The sequence below is a fragment of the Aliinostoc sp. HNIBRCY26 genome (assembly GCF_050235535.1).
In the GTDB taxonomy this organism is placed as follows: Bacteria; Cyanobacteriota; Cyanobacteriia; order Cyanobacteriales; family Nostocaceae; genus Trichormus.
The window spans coordinates 6,521,821-6,540,698 of the sequence record NZ_CP189852.1 but is presented as its reverse complement, the minus strand read 5'-3'; the positions used below and the strand labels follow the sequence as shown (position 1 = coordinate 6,540,698).

Below are 18,878 nucleotides of genomic sequence, written 5' to 3'. Positions count from 1 at the left end.
ATTATTGTTATAATTCTTTAAGTTGTGATGCGATCGCCATCATCCGAAAAACCAATATATTGGAGGCGATCGCTAACAAGTGATGACTAATGACCAATCCCCTACCCGAAAGTAGGGGTTTTTTATTTTTAGGGGTGTGAGGGTGTAAGGGTGTGAGGGTGTAAAGATTTGATTTACTATTTCCCCTACACCCCTAATACCAATTCTCCAAGATTAAGCAACAGATCCAAAGCTTGAAACCAAGATGGTATTTGACTTTCTTAATTGCGAATTGCGAATTGCGAATTGCGAATTGCGAATTGGTATAAACCCCTATCTTCCGTTTAACAACCCATTATGTCTGAGTAAAGACGCTGTACTTGGCTGACGACCACGGAATGATTGAAACACCTGCATCGGGTGTTGACTACCACCAAGAGCTAGTACAGTATCTCTGTAACGTCTACCTGTGGCTTTAATAGCTTCCTCGTCTTCTAGTCCCGCTTCTTCAAAAGCTGCAAAAGCGTCGGCACTTAGAACTTCAGCCCATTTATAACTGTAGTAACCTGCTGCATAACCACCTTCAAAAATATGCCCAAAGGCACACAAAAACGCATCTTCTGGAAGCGGGGGTAACACAGTTGTCGTTTTAGCTACACGGTGACGCACATCGGCGGCGGTCTCTTTCCCACCTGGACGATAGCGGGAGTGTAATTCTATGTCTACACTACTAAAGTGAATTTGCCGTAAAATGGCACTACCACTCATGTAATTGCGCGCTGCTAGTAGTTTTTGGTAATAATGCTCTGGTAGCGGTTCACCGGTTTCATAATGCTGCGCCATACTAAACAAGGTGGTGCGCTCATAACACCAGTTTTCCATAAACTGGCTCGGTAATTCCACTGCATCCCACTCGACGTTATTAATACCTGAAGCTCCACTGTAGTCAACCTTAGTCAACATATGATGCAAACCGTGACCAAATTCGTGGAACAGGGTTTCAACTTCATAGAAAGTCATCAGGCTGGGTTTACCATCCACTGGCGGCGTTTGGTTACAAATTAAATAAGCCACAGGTAAGCGGATAGACGTTACACCATTGTCCGTAATTTTCCGGCGATTGATACAGACATCCATCCAAGCACCACCACGCTTTTCAGCAGGACGGCTGTAGGGGTCTAGATAAAAGTAGGCGATGCGGCTACCTGTTTCATCAGCAATTTGGAAATAACGGACATTTTCATGCCAAACTGGGGCTTGACCATCAGCTGGGGTAACGGTGATACCAAATAGCCGCTTAACTAAGCCAAACAAGCCTGCTAAGACTTGGGGGAGAGGAAAGTAAGGACGTAATTCTTCGGCTGTGAAGGCAAATTTTTCTTCCCGTTGTCTCTCCGCCCAAAAACTCAAATCCCAGTGTCGCAAGTCTTCAGCTTCGGCTGCACCTTTAGTCGCAGCAAAAGCTTTGAGTGCAGCTAAATCTTGGGTGGCAGCATCATAACTGACACTACGCAACTCTTCTAGGAGTGCTTCCACCGCCTCGACATTGGGAGCCATTTTACTAGCTAAACTCAATTCGGCAAAATTCTCAAAACCCAATAAATTCGCTAGTTCTTGGCGTAATTCCAAAATTCGTTCGATGAGGGGGTGATTATCTAACTCCCCAGACGCAGCACGGGTGATGTAGGCTGTGTAGATTTTTTCACGCAAATCCCTGCGGGTGCTGTGCTGCATGAAAGGACTGTAACTGGGGAAGTCCAATGTAATGCGCCAAGGGCCATTTTCCGGTGTGGCGGTTTCTTCTCCTGCTGCGCGTGCTGCTTGTGCGGCTAAACTGAGTAAGCTTTGGGGTAAACCTTCAACTTCTTCTTTAGTCGTCAAGGTTAAGCTAAAGGCTTTAGTAGCATCTAAGACATGGTTAGAGAACTTAGTAGAAAGTTCTGCTAATTCCATTTGAATAGCGTTGAAACGTTCCCGTGCTTCCCCTTCTAAACCCACGCCAGAAAGTTCAGCATCACGAATAGCTGCTTCTACAATTCTTTGTTGTGCTGATTCTAAAGTCTGCCAACTATCACTAGCCCGGAGTTGTTTAAAAGCATTGTATATAGGTTGACTTTGGCCTAGTTTGTTCATGAACTGTATAACTTGGGGTTGTACAGTTTCATAAGCTTCACGCAATTCTGGGCTATTTTTCACGCCCATTAAATGGTTAACTATGCCCCAACTCCAAGACAGCTTTTCAGTTAGCTGTTCTAGGGGTTCTACTAAATCATTCCAAGTGGGTTGGACATTAGCTTCTAAAGCGGTAAGTTGTTGGTCGAGTTCTGCCAACAGCTGCTCAAAGGCTGGTATTACCTGGTTTGGCGCGATGTCGTCAAACGGAGGTAAGCCAGAACCTTTGAGTAGGGGATTTTGAGGAATAGAAGTATTTGCACTCATGGTTTTATTTGAGCAGCAGTTGAAGGGATAAAAATCGATTGTAATGTAATTTTTTTCTATTTTTCATGTAGTGATAACTGCAATCAGCTGTTTTAACATCAAGCACAAAGTCACGGAAACGGTATACAGTTTTGACACTTTTCCAGAGATAATCAATACCGATATACCCTTGGGTGCTGAGAAATGAAATTACTCCTTTCTGTTTTACTGACACCTGTAGCTGTACTTTTAGCTTCTGGTCAGGCTTTAGCCGCACTGCAAACTAAAACTATCGAATATAAAGACGGGAATACAGTTTTAGAAGGCTATCTAGCCTATGACGATGCCATTAAAGGTAAACGTCCTGGTGTTTTGGTGGTGCATGAATGGGACGGCTTACAATCCTACGCTAAAAGACGCACTGAACAATTAGCAAAAATGGGTTATGTGGCTTTTGCTGCGGATATTTACGGTAAAGGTATTAGACCCAAAACTACGGAAGAATCAGGTAAACAGGCGACACTATACCGTCAAAATCGACCTTTATTAAGGTCAAGAGTTAATGCCGGGTTAAAAGTTTTACAATCAAATCCCCTAACCGATATCAAACGTATTGCCGCCATTGGTTATTGTTTTGGTGGTGGGACTGTCTTAGAGTTAGCCCGTAGCGGTGCGAATATTGCCGGAGTGGTAAGTTTTCACGGCAACTTAGACACCCCCAACCCCGGCGATGCGAAGAATATCAAAGCTAAAGTCTTAGTATTACACGGTGCTGATGACCCATTTATTCCAGAAACACAGCTAAAAGCCTTTGAAACGGAAATGCGTCAAGCTAATGTAGACTGGCAATTAATTTCCTATGGTCGAACAGTCCATAGTTTCACCAACCCAGATGCCAAAGGTGAAATCAAAGGTGCAGAATACAACCCCATAGCTGACCAACGTTCCTGGCAAGCGATGCAGCAATTTTTCGCTGAGATATTTCGTAAATAGGGCATTGGGCATGGGGCATTGGGCATGGGGCATTGAGAAATAGTGCTGAGGTTATATGAATACTGGATTAGTCTTTAATTAATATGGGAAATATTCGTTCCCTATTCCCCATTCCCCATTCCCCATTCCCCAATATGCGTGCCATGATTTTGGAGTCGCCGCGTCAACCACTACGATTAGTTGATGTACCAATACCTAGTTTGAATGCTGGACAGTTGCTGATTCGGGTTCATGCTTGCGCAGTGTGTCGGACTGATTTGCATATAGTTGATGGGGAATTGACACACCCTAAATTACCTTTGATTTTGGGTCATCAAATTGTTGGTACTGTAGAGGGAATTGCACGTGATGTTCATAACTTCCAAATTGGGCAACGTGTGGGTGTGCCTTGGTTGGGATATACTTGCAATTCTTGCCCTTATTGTCTTTCTCATCGGGAAAATTTGTGCGATCGCGCTCAGTTTACAGGTTACAATCTAGACGGTGGCTATGCTGAATATACTGTGGCTGACCATCGTTTTTGTTTCCCTCTAGACCCCAGTTATTCCGACTGGCAAGTTGCACCTTTGCTGTGTGGTGGTTTGATTGGCTACCGAGCTTATAGAATGATTGGTGAGGCGCAAAAGTTGGGCTTTTATGGTTTTGGTTCGTCGGCGCATATCCTCATTCAACTCGCCCGTCATCAAAATCGCCAAGTATTTGCGTTTACTCGCTCTGGTGATATCTCAGGACAAGAATTTGCACGTCAATTAGGTACAGTCTGGGCAGGGGACTCTGATGTATTACCGCCAGAACCTCTAGATGCAGCCATTATTTTTGCACCAGTCGGGAAGCTTGTACCTGCGGCTTTACGGGCTGTGGCTAAAGGTGGTGTGGTGGTTTGTGCTGGAATTCACATGAGTGATATTCCCTCTTTCCCTTACAGTATTCTCTGGGAAGAAAGGGTGTTAAGGTCTGTAGCTAATTTGACGCGTCAAGATGGGGAAGAGTTTTTAGCTTTAGCACCGCAAGTTCCCATACATACTGAAGTTAACGCCTTTCCCTTAACTCAAGCAAATGAGGCCTTAGATGCGCTGCGTAGCGGCAAAATTGAGGGTTCAGCCGTATTAGTTGTAGAGTAAAGGAAAGTAGTGGTTAATAGTCAATAGTCAATAGTCAATAGTCATTACTCATTAGTCATTACTCATTACTCAGCACTCAGCACTCATTACTCATTAGTCAACAGCCATACATCAACATATGGATGCGGAGAATATTCAACGGCGTTATGCAGCAGGGGAGAGATATTTTCCCGCCGCCAATTTAATTCGAGCTAAGTTGATAGGAGCTTATTTACCGGGGATAAATTTATGGGGAGCAGACTTGAGTGATGCTAACCTCGCAAGAGCTAAACTTTGGGGAGCAGACTTAAGTCGAGCCAATTTAGCTAATGCTAATTTGACTAGAGCAAATTTATGCTGTGTTAAGTTAAATGAAGCAAATCTGCGCGGTGCTAAACTAAATCTCACTAAGTTGTATGGAGCAGATTTAACAGGTGCTTATTACGATGACAGCACCCGCTTTTCTAAGGGTTTTGATCCTGCCAGTAGAAAGATGCACAAGTTTGAATGACTGCTTTCTTACTCAATAACGCGCTTGACTTCAAACACTCGCAAGCCTTCTGGGTGTTCATATTCGACTTTAACATCTTGTACCACTGCCGCAGGGGGGCCAGCGTGACACCAGCGTAGTATATCTTCCACAACCTCCTGCGCCCCTTCAAATACAGCTTCTACGCGTCCATCAGGAAGATTTCGCACCCAACCAGTTAAACCCAACTGGCTAGCAGTATCGACTGTAGCATAGCGATACCCTACTCCCTGGACTCTACCGGAAATGAAGACGTGAGCGCGAATTAGTTTTGCTTGTGGTGTAGGATTTGGCATTGACCAATCTATACTTTACAGTCACTAGTCTACATGGTTTGTGACTGAAGAACTGATATTTTAAATTAAAACTGCTAATGTGAAATTTTCAATTCTGCGTTGCTTATGTCTGAACTACCACCACTCAATACAGATACTATCTGGGGTATTCTCAATGACCAAATTGATGATGCTACAGTCATGCAATTAGTCTGGTATTACTTGGGTTATCGCTATGACTCTACAACAGCAAAGTGGGATAACAACTTGGTTGCACCAGAATGGCGAGATGAGTATCCAGAGCCACCCAATTTTTTAGATAGCCGTCCCGCTACTATGAAGTTAACTCGCTCTATTCCTCAACAATATAAACAAATTACGAAGGAAAAGTTGGGTTTTAAGGGTTACAAAATTGGTACATTTACACCACGGGAAACTCGCAGAGCCACTGCTGCTAATTGGTTATTAAGTCATTTGCAGCAAACCATTGATCAAAGTAAATAATTAATCAGAGCAAATATTCGGTAAATCTCACAGTTGCAAAAGAATGCGCTCCATATTTGGGAAGTTGTGATGACTTTATAAAATAGCTACCGAATATTTGCTTTTATCTATATCTGAGGATAGTAGACAATTACTGAGTATATGAGTTGGTAAAAATTATTTTGAGATAGATTAATAAGTCACCTATTGATATATTACATTCTCAAACTCAGGATAGAGGAACTCAGCTATTAATTATATCCTCTGATTGATTTGCAAATTGATTATTAATTAGAAAATAATCATTACTAACTTTTCATAATTTGATAAATTTTCATGAAAAATTCCATTGAATTTAAGTTATTTGCACCCTATAACAAAGGCGCGGCTGTCATAGGGGATTTCTCAGATTGGCAGGAAGTTCCTATGGAAAAAGGCGATGATGGTTATTTTCGTACCCATGTTGACTTAGCAGATGGCACTTATCAATATAAATTTCGGGTACAGACAAACTCTTGGTTTTTTGAAGATGATCAGTGGGTTGATGTCACAGACCCCTATGCAACTGATATTGATGAATTAAGCGGCAAAGATAATGGTGTTATCCGCATCAAAGATGGGGATATTATTGTTGATACTTATGTCTGGCAATATGATGATCAACCTTTACCAGCCGACCATGAATTAGTAATTTATGAATTACACGTTAGTGATTTTTCTGGTGGTGAGGATGACCCCTATGCACGGGGAAAATATAAACACGTTATTGAGAAATTAGATTACTTATGTGAATTAGGCATCAACGCTATTGAGTTAATGCCTGTGAAAGAATATCCTGGTGATTATAGTTGGGGTTACAATCCCCGCTATTTTTTTGCAACAGAATCTAGCTATGGTTCAACAGCAGATTTAAAACGTTTAATTGATGAGTGTCATCATCGGGGAATTCGTGTGTTAATGGATGGGATTTATAACCACTCAGAAGCCTCTAGTCCATTAACACAAATCGACCATGATTATTGGTACCACCATGCACCCCGTGACCCTGATAATAACTGGGGGCCAGAATTTAATTATGAACTCTATGATGAAAATTTAGATATCTATCCAGCCCGAAAATTTATCGGTGATACGGTGCGGTTTTGGATTGAAGAATATCATATAGACGGCATTCGTTATGATGCGGCTAGACAACTAGGTAACTATGATTTTATGCACTGGATTGTGCAGGAAACTAAAAAAACTGCCGGTGCAAAACCCTTTTATAATGTGGCAGAACACATCCCAGAAACTACTAGCATTACTAATGTTGACGGGCCGATGGATGGCTGTTGGCATGATAGCTTCTATCACACCATCAAAGCTCATATTTGCGGCGATACCTTTGATTTAGAGAACCTCAAAGATGTCATTGACTGTAAGCGTCAAGGCTTTTTAGGTGCAACTAATGTGGTGAATTACTTGACTAACCATGACCATCATCATCTCATGGTGGAGTTAGGCGATCGCAATATTTTCGCTGAGGAAGCTTTTAAACGCGCTAAACTCGGTGTAGCTATCCTATTAACATCTGTCGGTGTACCCCTAATTTGGATGGGTGAAGAATTTGGGGAATACAAACCTAAACAGCAGGAATCAGCAAAAATAGATTGGCAACTCTTAGGTAATGACCTAAATAGTAGTTTATTTGAATACTACAAAGGATTGATTCAATTACGTAAAAATAACCACGCTCTCTACACAGAAAATATTGATTTCATTCACGAAAATCACGAAGCTAAGGTATTAGCCTACAGTCGTTGGAATGAAGAAGGTTCTCGCGTAGTTGTAGTTGCGAATTTCTCCGAAAATTTCCTTGCAGGTTATCACGTTCCTAATTTCCCCTGTGGTGGTACATGGCACGAGTGGACAGGAGATTATGACGTAGAAGCCGGTGATGATGGGATTATGACTGATATTGGGCCTTACGAAGCCAAAGTATTCGTTTGGCAGTAATAAAATATACCGAAATCTCAGGTTTAACTTCTAGGGAGGGTAAACACTCTCCCTTTTTTATTGCCGTAACCCTAGCTGTTATGTCTGATTTTTCTGACTTGCCAAAAAAGTAAATGAATCTGTATCCTGTGTTTCATTTACAATATGGATACTAATCGGACTCAAAAATCCATCTCAACCATCAAGACAACTTCTCCATGCACAACAAATTATTTAACACCAATATTAAAAATTGCCACGTTCTCTTAACCCCTAACGAAATAAAATCTAAAGTACCCTTAACAAAAACTGCGGAACAAACTGTTTGGCAATTTCGCAAAGAAATAGAACAAATTTTAGACTTTCAAGATAGACGTAAATTTATAGTAGTTGGCCCCTGTTCAATTCATGATCCAGAAGCGGCATTAGAGTATGCAAAACGACTGAAAGATTTAAGCGATCGCGTCCAAGATAAGCTGCTATTAATTATGCGGGTTTATTTTGAAAAACCCAGAACAACAGTAGGATGGAAAGGCTTAATTAATGACCCTAATATGGATGATTCTTTCCATGTCGAAAAGGGACTAATAATTGCTAGGAAACTATTAGTGCAATTGTCAGAATTAGGATTGCCTAGTGCTACAGAAGCCTTAGATCCAATTATTCCGCAATACATTGGCGAATTAATTACTTGGTCAGCAATTGGCGCACGCACAACTGAATCCCAAACTCACCGCGAAATGGCGAGTGGGTTGTCAATGCCTGTAGGGTTTAAAAATGGTACAGATGGTAATATTCAAGTTGCCTTAAATGCCTTGCATTCTGCCAGAACTCCCCATAATTTCTTAGGAATTAATCCTAAAGGACAGGTGAGTGTATTTGAAACTAAAGGTAATGCTTACGGTCATGTAATTTTACGTGGTGGTAGTCAACCTAACTTTGATGCCGAGAGTGTACAACAGGTAGAAACACAATTAAAACAAGCTAATTTACCGCCGCGTATCGTTATTGATTGTAGCCACGGCAATACGAATAAAAATTACAAATTACAATCGTCTGTGTTAGAAAACGTCGTCCAACAAATTATTGATGGTAATACATCTATTGTGGGGATGATGTTAGAATCACATCTATCTGAAGGCAATCAACCAATTAATTGTCCCAAAGAGGAACTCAAGTATGGCGTTTCTGTAACTGACCCCTGTATCGGTTGGGAAGAAACAGAAAAAATTATTTTAGCTGCCCATGAACAGTTAAAGTAAGAGCAGCTAACACCATTTTGTATTTTATGCCAAGAATCGAATGTAGATTGGCGAAAATGGTTAAAATCTTAACTTCTTATACTGTGTCGGTGTCAGTACCTTTTCACAGCAGCTAGTGCAGAATTTAAGTATCATTATCATTTGGTAGGTCTTGTTGATAATACTTGACCTATCTTTTTTTACCCTAAAACGGTCACGCTCCTCTACTGAATTAGCTTCAGCCCCTTTGTCACCCCGTCAGGTTGAGGTTGCATATTAAAGTTATACCAATTAAGTAGAATGGTGTAGATAATTCAAAGTTAGTAGTGAGGACTTTAGTCCTCTAATAAGGACTGATACCAATTCACAATTCGCAATTGATAAGTCCTGACTTGACAAGGGTTCCTATGTTTGGATCTGTATCAGAATTTTCGTGAATTGGTATGAAGTCATTACTACTAACTAGATACCAATTTTCTTACATTACTTCACATAGTTTGTTTTTTCAAGTCGTTCTACTTAATTATTATCAAATTTAGCGTTTAGCAGATATCTAAACATACTAAACACCTGCATATAAATTATCTAAACATTAGATATAGAAAAAATAAACGCTACATGAATAAAAAATAAGCCTATTTTTATATCTTCTATATATTGAATTTTCTCCAAAATCAATGGATGATTTAAATCAAATGATACAAATAATTGCCGCATAAAATATTATGTACAGCGATGTCTGAAATTATCGTCAAAATTACGAATATTAATTGGAATAAATCATGTTACAAGGATGGATACAAATAGCATTAACGCTATTAATTGTCGTGGCAATAACTCCCTTGTTTGGGCGATATCTGGCGCGTGTTTACCAAGAGCAAAGAACTTTTCTTGACCCGGTTTTGAATCCAGTTGAGCGCATACTTTACTCTCTGGTGGGTGTTGCCACTCAAGAAAATATGACTGGTTGGCAGTATGCACGCGCCATTTTGTACAGCAACATAGTGATGGGGTTGCTGATTTTCTTTATTCTCATGAATCAAGGATGGTTGCCTTTTAATCCTACTAAAATAGGTGCGCCAACTTGGGATACAGCATTACACACAACCATATCTTTTATTACCAACACTAACCAACAACATTATTCTGGTGAAACCTACCTCAGCTATGCCAGTCAAATGTGGGGTCTGGGTTATCATATGTTTACTTCGGCGGCGACTGGTTTGGCGGTGGGAATTGCCTTTATTCGCGGGTTGACTGGTAGACCATTGGGCAATTTTTATGTAGATTTGATTCGCTCAATTACGCGGGTTTTGTTACCTATTTGTATTGTGGGTGGGATTGCATTGATGGCGGCTGGTGTTCCCGAAACCTTAGCCGGGCCGATTGTCATTCCTACTTTAGAAGATCCTAATATTAGTCAGGCGATCGCACGCGGCCCTGTGGCTCATTTTGAAATCATCAAACAGTTAGGAGAAAACGGCGGCGGCTTTTTTGCCATCAACTCTGCCCATCCCTTTGAAAATCCCAACGGGTTTTCTAACTTAATTCAGGTTGTGGCCATGCTGTCAATTCCCACAGCCTTAATTTACACCTATGGTTTATTTGCTAACAACACTAAACAAGCTTGGTTAGTCTACGGGATGGTAGGGGTGATTTATATCGCGTTTATCATCATCACTGCCATTGGTGAATATAACGGCAATCCGCCAATAAATACACTTTTGGGCAGTACACAACCAAACTTAGAAGGAAAGGAAGTCCGGTTTGGTTGGGCGCAGTCTGCTTTGTTTGCTGTCAGCACAACCGGCACTATGTGCGGTGCTGTTAATAGTTTGCATGACTCCTTCATGCCCAACGGCGGTTTTGTCACCCTGTCGAATATGTTTTTGCAAATCATTTGGGGTGGACAGGGTACAGGCACAGCATACTTATTTGCTTACTTGATTTTGGCAGTATTTGCTACAGGGTTAATGGTGGGACGCACACCAGAATTTCTGGGACGCAAAATCGAAAAGCGGGAGGTGGTACTGGCGAGTTTTCTGATTCTCTTAGTTCATCCCATTGCCATTATGATACCAGCCGGCATCGCCCTAGCATTTCCCGATCAACTAGCAGGAATCAGCAACCCCGGCTTTCACGGTTTTGCTCAAGTTATCTATGAATACGCCTCAGCAGCAGCTAACAACGGTTCAGGATTTGAAGGGTTAGGAGATTCCCAACCATCACCAATAGCCATTGCAACTGGTGCAAAAACTACCGCAACAGCCTTGTGGTGGAACCTCAGCACTAGTTTCAGTCTCCTGGCTGGACGTTACATTCCCATTCTCGGCTTACTCTTACTTGCAGATAGTATGTCTCGCAAAAAGCAAGTTCCTTTCAACGTCGGTACATTACGCACTGACACCGGATTATTTACAGGTGTAACCGCAGGGGTAATTTTAATTCTCGGCGCGCTGACATTCTTCCCAGTCCTTGCATTCGGCCCCATCGGTGAAGCTTTTTGGATTGCGCGAGGTATTGGTTAATACTCAAGTTTAAAGGTTCAAGAAACACAGGGGTGTAGGGTAAGAAATGCTAAAGTTCAACTCCTCATCCTCTCTGCGCCTCTGCGTCTCTGCGTGAGAAAAATCATCCCACAATCATGCAACACCAGAAACCCCCTGCCAAACATAAATTTCCTAATCTATGACAACCAATATAGACTCATCACCTCGTCCTCCCCGTATTCCCCAAGGAACTCGTGATTCACGCAGACATACACCCAAAGCAGATATGCGGGGGCTTTACCAAAGAGCAATCAAAGAATCATTTGTCAAGCTGAATCCCCGAATTGCTGTCAAAAATCCTGTGATGTTTGTAGTTTGGGTAGGAACAATCGTTACTTTTCTGGTAACTCTTGACCCTAATTTATTCGGTACTTTACAGGTAAATGTCAACCAACAACGGCTATTAAACGGTTTAATTACCTTAATTCTCTTTTTTACAGTCGTGTTTGCCAACTTTGCGGAAGCAGTCGCCGAAGGACGCGGTAAAGCCCAAGCAGATTCCTTGAGGTCAACTCGTTCTGATACTACTGCGCGCAAAATACTGCCTGATGGTACGATTCAGCAAATTAATTCCACAGAATTACGCCGCAACGACTTGGTAAAAGTCATTGCTAATGATATGATTCCCGCCGATGGCGAAGTCATTCAAGGTATCGGTTCAGTCGATGAGTCAGCCATTACGGGGGAATCTGCGCCCGTACTCAAGCAACCAGGTACAGATATTGCTAGTTCTGTGACTGGAGGTACACGCTTACTTTCAGATGAATTAACGATTCGCATCACCGCCGACCCTGGTCAGGGCTTTATTGACCGGATGATTTCCCTAGTAGAAGGGGCAGAACGGACGAAAACGCCTAATGAGATTGCCTTAACAGTATTGTTAGCCGTACTAACGCAAGTTTTCTTAATTGTGGTGGCTACCATGCCGCCCTTTGTTAACTACATTGCCAACTTTATCAGCACTGTGTTTGGGGTTGAAGCAGGTAGCAGCTTGCGTGCAGGTGCGAGTGTTGCCATCTTAATTTCCCTGTTAGTAGCTTTAATACCCACTACTATCGGTGGTTTACTTAGTGCGATCGGGATTGCTGGCATGGATAGAGTCGCCCAATTTAACGTCATTGCCACCTCTGGACGAGCTGTAGAAGCCTGCGGTGATATTAATACCTTGGTGCTAGATAAAACTGGTACAATTACCTTGGGCAACCGCATGGCTGATGAGTTTATCCCTGTCAACAGTTACACAGTTCAAGATGTAGCGCGAGTGGCTTTAGCTGCCAGTGTGTTTGATGAAACACCAGAAGGTAGGTCAATTATTAAACTAGCTGAAAGTTTGGGTGTAAAGGTTGATTTCGACTCCAAACAAGCCGAAGGTGTGGAATTTTCCGCCAAAACTCGTATGAGTGGCACTAACTTACCCAACGGGAAGGAAGTCCGTAAAGGCGCAGTAGACGCAATTAAAGGCTTTGTCCGTTCTCGCGGTGGTCGAATTGCTGATGATGTGGATGCAGCTTATGAGCGAGTTTCTCGTTTAGGTGGCACACCCTTAGCAGTCTGCCAAGATGACCAAATTTTCGGGGTGATTTATCTCAAAGATATCGTCAAACCGGGACTGCGGGAAAGATTCGACCAACTGCGGCGCATGGGTGTAAAGACTGTTATGCTGACGGGTGACAACCGCATTACCGCCAGTGTAATTGCTCAAGAAGCCGGAGTTGATGATTTCATCGCCGAAGCCACACCAGAAGACAAGATTAGCGTGATTCGCTCCGAACAATCTCAAGGTAAGCTGGTGGCCATGACTGGTGATGGTACTAACGATGCACCTGCATTAGCTCAAGCTAACGTCGGGTTAGCCATGAACTCTGGTACTCAAGCCGCCAAAGAAGCTGCTAACATGGTGGACTTAGATTCTGACCCCACTAAGTTAATCGATTTGGTGACAATTGGGAAACAGTTACTCATCACCCGTGGGGCGTTAACCACTTTCTCCATCGCTAACGATATTGCTAAGTATTTCGCCATTATCCCCACTATTTTTGCGGCGGCAGGGATTGGCGCACTCAACATTATGGGCTTAAAAAGCGCGCAATCTGCGATTATTTCTGCCCTAATTTATAACGCTTTAATTATTCCCGTATTGATTCCCCTAGCACTTAAAGGCGTGAAATTCCGTCCCCTAACAGCAGATCAACTATTAAAACGCAACATTTTCATTTATGGCGTAGGTGGCATTATTGCACCTTTCATTGCGATCAAACTCATTGATGTGATTTTACCTTTGAGTTGAAAAGGGGTGTAGGGGTATGATACCAATTCGCAATTCGCAATTCGCAATGGGCTAAACGCCCCGCTTCCGCTAACGCAATTAAAAAACTTACTAATTAGCAACGCCTGAATTTTGAATTGGTATTACTTCTTTTGAGCTGTATTCATATCTCATTTCTCAAAACTATTATGAAACTTCCTCGTGTAAATATGTTTCCTCTACTGACACCGCAAGTATTCGCCCAAATACTTGCAGGAATAAACGAAATTTGGCAGCAATGGCGTAAACAAAAGTTGCCTTTGTATTTGTTCTTAGCAATGTGTTTCAACCTTGTAGTCGCGCCTGTTGTTTATGCTGCGACTGGGGAACAGTTTTCACACTTTCAAGCTTGGGCTTTAGGACTGTTGGGGCTAGTAACATTGAGCCTTTCGACATATTTGTTTTTTGTGATGTTTGTACCGGAGAAATTTTAATGAGTTTTGCAACAGAAGCCAGCCGCGCAATTCGTTCTACTATAGTCCTTTGGATAATTGGTGCAATTATTTATCCGTTTGTAATGATTGCCTTTGGACAACTTGTGTTTCCATCTCAAGCTAATGGTAGTTTGATTAAAGATAGTCGAGGTCAAGTTGTTGGTTCTAGTTTAATTGGTCAACCCTTTAGTAGCGATCGCTATTTTAACTCTCGCCCTAGCACTACCAGCTACAGCACCGCCGACCCAAAAAAAGATGATGGGAAAGTCTTACAAACAGGAGTTTCCGGTGCAAGTAACTTAGCTCCCAGTAATTCAGCTTTAATGGAACGTATCAAAGGTAAAGATGACCCAGATCCCAGCAAACGGGTAGAAGGTGATTTCAACCGATTAAAAGCAGCCGGTGTGCAACCTACCGCAGATTTAGTTTACACCTCTGGTTCCAGTCTTGACCCCCACATTACCCCAGAAGCTGCCAGAGCGCAAGTTGCCCGTGTCGCCAAAGCGCGAGGAATCCCACCCGAACAACTAGAAACTTTAATTAATCAAAATACTGATGGTCGCTTTTTGGGAATCTTTGGTGAACCTGGGGTAAATGTCTTGAAATTAAATCTGGCTGTAGATGCTTTAAAATAATTTGTAGTTAAAGGTTTGTAGTGAGAACTTTAGTTCTCTCTTCTCTACGAGAGGCTGCGCGAATAGAAAAGGACTAAAGTCCTTACTACGAACTGAATTCTAGTATTTTTACATTGTTTATTTGGTTTTTCCAGTCGTTTTATTTACTCACTAACATATTGGTAGGAGATTCCTAGTTTTTTTGGCAAAATTGGAATCAGTTTCCTCAAGCTGAACCCAGTACAAAATTCCTTTGGCAAGAAATCGTTAAAAGCCTAGATAAATCACCTATCCATGTCTCATAACTCTACAATTGCTCCTGACAGTTCCTACATTCGTCCTTACCGACGTGGAAAGCATAAAATTTTCATCGGTATGGCTCCTGGTGTCGGCAAAACTTACAAAATGCTGGAAGAAGCACATCAGCTGAAACAAGACGGTATTGATGTTGTCATTGGCATTTTGGAAACTCATGGACGCAAAGAAACCGCAGAAAAAGCTACAGGGCTGGAGGTGATACCTAGAAAAGTCACAATCCGAGAAAATATTACTTTGCAGGAAATGGACACAGATGCAATATTGGAACGTTCTCCCCAACTTGTGTTAGTTGATGAACTTGCTCATACTAATGTACCTGGTTCGCGTCGAGAAAAACGATACCAAGATGTGGAAGTGATTTTAGCCGCCGGAATTGATGTCTACTCCACTGTCAACATTCAGCATTTAGAAAGTTTGAACGACTTAGTTGCAAGGATTACAGGTATTGTAGTGCGAGAACGTATTCCAGATCGCCTTCTGGATGAAGCTGATGCTGTCGTAGTCATTGATGTTACCCCAGAAACTCTAGAAGACCGCTTGCAGGAGGGCAAAATTTATGCACCTGAGAAAATCGAGCAATCCCTGAAAAACTTTTTCCAACGTCGCAACTTAATTGCTTTGCGAGAGCTAGCTTTGCGGGAAGTAGCGGATACAGTTGAGGAGGAAGCAAACACTTCTACCTCAAAAGGACAAAGCTGTAATATTCACGAACGAGTTTTAGTTTGTGTGTCTACCTACCCTAACTCGGTGCAATTGCTCCGTCGCGGCGCACGCATCGCTAATTATATGAATGCGCGACTTTATGGCGTTTTTGTAGCAGATCCTGAGCGATTCCTCACCAAAAAAGAAAGTGTACATATTGATACCTGCGAGAAGTTATGTCAAGAATTTGGTGGTGAATTTTTATACGTCAAGAGTCAAAATGTCGCCCAAGAAATTGCTCAAGTTGCAGCTAAGTATCACATCACTCAAATTGTCATTGGTGAAAGCCAACAGCCTCGATGGAAAAGATGGTTTAAAGGCTCTTTTACGCAGAGATTAGTAGATTTAATTCGACATCAAAACATTGACTTACATATTATCGCTACCGAACAATGATAGGTAATATAGGATTCCTACTTGATTTTTGAACAGATACGTAGGTAGCGTAGTGGCGTGGCAAGGCTAAAGTAGTGCATTAAATGTAGGTTGGGTTGACGTTAGGAAACCCAACATTGATTGTAGCGTTGGGTTTCGCAAAGCCTCAACCCAACCTACGCCTAAAATGATGTAATAGATTTGGCTATAATTAAACGCAGTTAACAATTCAAAATTCAAAATTCAAAATTCAAAATGGAAGACAGTTGAGTCGAGGATTTAAACCCCAACTCAACTGATACTACGTGTAGACGTAGGGGTCTTATACCCTTGAATTTACGATAAACGCCGATAAACGCGGATATAATTTCTTTTATTGCACTATTTTAGCCTTGCCACGCCACTACATATACTAGGATTAACTAAATTTACGGAATGAGTAACTGTGAACTTGAAGAAAAACTAGAAAACCTTGTATAGTTTTAAACTAAACCTCCAATATCCACAGTTATGACTGATCCTGTAACTTTAGCTGCTGCTTTAGCCATTGCTAAACTCGCCTGTGGTAAATTCTTTGAAGCTAGTGTTGGTAAGTTAGGAGAGAAATTTACTGAAACTGGTTTAAAGAAGATTGATGAGCTTTACCAGAAAATTCGGACAAAACTGGGTAATAATCCTAGTGCGGTGAATGCGTTAAAGGCTGTAGAAAACGGCAAGGAAGAAGAATTACAGGCGTTGGCGACATATTTACGCGATACGATGAACCATGACCCAAATTTTGCAGCCGATGTTCAGAAAATCGCTGATGAGATTGAGATTCACAAGGTAGAAGATAATAGCCAAATGATTCTGACTTTTCACGGGATCTGGAAAACCCCTCTCCAAACCTCTCCCCTACAAGGAGAGAGGCTTTAATTTTCCCCCTTCCCTTGTAGGGAAGGGGGTTAGGGGGTTAGGTTTCAAGTTAACTTTTCCACATAACCTGAAAAGTCAGGATGATAATTTAGCCGCAGTGACGGAATATTTAGAAATATTCCATCATTATTGTGAGTTGGGAATGTATGCTGAGGCGTTTTCTAGTGTTTATTACCGTGAAAATAATCATGATGATTGTGATGAATTTCTCAAGAAACGCTATTACAATGCTGTACGCTTGAGTCTATATGAGAGATTAATTGCAAAATGGCAATCTCCCCAAGAAAATGAGCGCGGAATTTACAGTGATGCGTTGAAAGTTTACGGCGATGTGTTGCAGTTCCTAGACAGACGCACGGAAGCGTTAGAAAGGTACGAAGCCGCCTTGGCATTCTACCGCGACATTGGCGCACGCTTGGGGGAAGCCAATACATTACAAGCTATTGGCGATGTGTTGCAGTTCCTAGACAGACGCACGGAAGCGTTAGAAAGGTACGAAGCCGCATTGGCATTCTACCGCGACATTGGCGCACGCTTGGGGGAAGCCAATACATTACGAGCGATTGGCGATGTGTTGCAGTTCCTAGACAGACGCACGGAAGCGTTAGAAAGGTACGAAGCCGCCTTGGCATTCTACCGCGACATTGGCGTTAGCGAAGCTCCTCCTGTGGAGGCTCGCTTGGGGGAAGCCAATACATTACAAGCTATTGGCGATGTGTTGCAGTTCCTAGACAGACGCACGGAAGCGTTAGAGAGCTACGAAGCGGCATTGGCATTCTACCGCGACATTGGCGCACGCTTGGGGGAAGCCAATACATTACGAGCGATTGGGGATGTGTTGCAGTTCCTAGACAGACGCACGGAAGCGTTAGAAAGGTACGAAGCGGCATTGGCATTCTACCGCGACACAGGTTCTCGCTTGGGGGAAGCCAATACATTAAAAGCCATTGGCGATGTGTTGCAGTTCCTCAAACGCAGCACGGAAGCGTTAGAAAGGTACGAAGCCGCCTTGGCATTCTACCGCGACACAGGTTCTCGCTTGGGGGAAGCCAATACATTACAAGCCATTGGCAGTTTACAAGCAGATTTAACTGTGGGTTTAGAATATTGCCAAGCAGCGTTAGCACTTTATAGACAAATTGGGACTAAGTATAGCCAAAGCCGGAACTTGATTTACTATACATCGCCAATTCTTTTAAAATTGGGACGGGAAACAGCAGCCAGAGAAGCACTTAATGAAGCCATTCAACTGGCGAGAGAAATTCCCTATGAATATTTTGTAGAAGCTGCGTCAGCCAAACTCAGGGAAATTCCTAGTTGAGATGTGAAAGGCAGGGGGCAGGGGAAATATCGCCTACAATTTTACTTGTTTTTGTTCTGACTTTTCACGCTATGTGGAAAATCTAACGCGAAACCTAACCCCCTAACCCCCTTCCCTACTAGGGAAGGGGGAAAATTAAAGCCTCTCTCCTTTTAGGGAAGCCAGTTGCGTGGGCGGGTTTCCCGACTTGAGCAAGCCCTAGCCCTAAAAAACCGGGTTTCTGAACGAAAGATTAAGGTTTTAAGCTGAGGGATTTGCAAGAAACCCGGTTTTTAACGAGGGGTTTTCCAGATCCCGTGAAAAGCCAGACACAATTTGTTTTGTCACCACATAATTCAGTTTCGTCACCAACG

13 protein-coding genes and 1 pseudogene are annotated in these 18,878 nt (G+C 42.4%); 12 read left to right on the top strand and 2 right to left on the bottom strand.

Going from position 1 to position 18,878, the window contains the following annotated elements; translation table 11 throughout:
* Window positions 1-312: 312 nt before the first annotated feature.
* Window positions 313-2,418 carry a M3 family metallopeptidase gene (locus ACQFX9_RS27575; protein WP_427159715.1) on the bottom strand — a complete coding sequence of 702 codons (2,106 nt, stop codon included), beginning with the start codon at window positions 2,416-2,418 and terminating at the stop codon, window positions 313-315.
* A 183-nt stretch (window positions 2,419-2,601) separates the two neighbouring features.
* On the opposite strand from ACQFX9_RS27575, the gene ACQFX9_RS27570 reads away from it, so the two are divergent.
* The 3 genes from ACQFX9_RS27570 (at window position 2,602) to ACQFX9_RS27560 (ending at window position 5,001) form a co-directional block, all read left to right on the top strand.
* Complete coding sequence (locus tag ACQFX9_RS27570) at window positions 2,602-3,390, top strand: dienelactone hydrolase family protein (protein ID WP_427159714.1); 789 nt, start codon at window positions 2,602-2,604, stop codon at window positions 3,388-3,390.
* A 134-nt stretch (window positions 3,391-3,524) separates the two neighbouring features.
* Entirely contained in the window at window positions 3,525-4,511 is a 987-nt protein-coding gene (locus tag ACQFX9_RS27565) for a zinc-dependent alcohol dehydrogenase family protein (protein WP_427163018.1), read from the top strand.
* Window positions 4,512-4,629: 118 nt separating this feature from the next.
* A complete protein-coding gene (locus tag ACQFX9_RS27560) occupies window positions 4,630-5,001 on the top strand; it encodes a pentapeptide repeat-containing protein (protein ID WP_427159713.1) in 372 nt (123 codons plus the stop codon).
* Between the two features lie 8 nt (window positions 5,002-5,009).
* Here ACQFX9_RS27560 and ACQFX9_RS27555 read toward each other — a convergent pair whose 3' ends face one another.
* Window positions 5,010-5,315, bottom strand: a complete 306-nt coding sequence (locus ACQFX9_RS27555; protein WP_427159712.1) for an acylphosphatase — start codon at window positions 5,313-5,315, stop codon at window positions 5,010-5,012.
* Window positions 5,316-5,420: 105 nt separating this feature from the next.
* Between ACQFX9_RS27555 and ACQFX9_RS27550 the strand changes: the two genes are divergently transcribed.
* The 9 genes and pseudogenes from ACQFX9_RS27550 to ACQFX9_RS27510 form a co-directional block, all read left to right on the top strand.
* Complete coding sequence (locus ACQFX9_RS27550) at window positions 5,421-5,798, top strand: DUF1823 family protein (protein WP_427159711.1); 378 nt, start codon at window positions 5,421-5,423, stop codon at window positions 5,796-5,798.
* A 315-nt stretch (window positions 5,799-6,113) separates the two neighbouring features.
* Window positions 6,114-7,772 carry an alpha-amylase family glycosyl hydrolase gene (locus ACQFX9_RS27545; RefSeq protein ID WP_427159710.1) on the top strand — a complete coding sequence of 553 codons (1,659 nt, stop codon included), beginning with the start codon at window positions 6,114-6,116 and terminating at the stop codon, window positions 7,770-7,772.
* Between the two features lie 197 nt (window positions 7,773-7,969).
* The gene (locus tag ACQFX9_RS27540) at window positions 7,970-9,013 is read left to right on the top strand and encodes a 3-deoxy-7-phosphoheptulonate synthase (RefSeq protein ID WP_427159709.1); all 1,044 of its coding nucleotides are present in this window, start codon (window positions 7,970-7,972) and stop codon (window positions 9,011-9,013) included.
* 761 nt (window positions 9,014-9,774) lie between these two features.
* Window positions 9,775-11,520, top strand: a complete 1,746-nt coding sequence (gene kdpA / locus ACQFX9_RS27535) for a potassium-transporting ATPase subunit KdpA (protein ID WP_427159708.1) — start codon at window positions 9,775-9,777, stop codon at window positions 11,518-11,520.
* A gap of 160 nt (window positions 11,521-11,680) precedes the next feature.
* Window positions 11,681-13,828: a potassium-transporting ATPase subunit KdpB gene (gene kdpB / locus ACQFX9_RS27530; RefSeq protein ID WP_427159707.1), complete on the top strand. Its 2,148-nt coding sequence runs from the start codon at window positions 11,681-11,683 to the stop codon at window positions 13,826-13,828.
* A 188-nt stretch (window positions 13,829-14,016) separates the two neighbouring features.
* Window positions 14,017-14,280 (top strand): potassium-transporting ATPase subunit F, encoded by a 264-nt coding sequence (locus ACQFX9_RS27525; RefSeq protein ID WP_427163017.1) that lies wholly within the window; start codon window positions 14,017-14,019, stop codon window positions 14,278-14,280.
* Entirely contained in the window at window positions 14,280-14,915 is a 636-nt protein-coding gene (gene kdpC / locus ACQFX9_RS27520) for a K(+)-transporting ATPase subunit C (RefSeq protein WP_427159706.1), read from the top strand. The genes ACQFX9_RS27525 and kdpC overlap by 1 nt, the downstream gene beginning before the upstream one ends.
* A 273-nt stretch (window positions 14,916-15,188) precedes the next feature.
* Window positions 15,189-16,310: a sensor protein KdpD gene (locus ACQFX9_RS27515; RefSeq protein WP_427159705.1), complete on the top strand. Its 1,122-nt coding sequence runs from the start codon at window positions 15,189-15,191 to the stop codon at window positions 16,308-16,310.
* Window positions 16,311-17,143: 833 nt separating this feature from the next.
* Window positions 17,144-18,525 (top strand): annotated as a pseudogene (locus ACQFX9_RS27510) (tetratricopeptide repeat protein); the annotation flags it as partial.
* Between the last annotated feature and the right edge of the window lie 353 nt (window positions 18,526-18,878).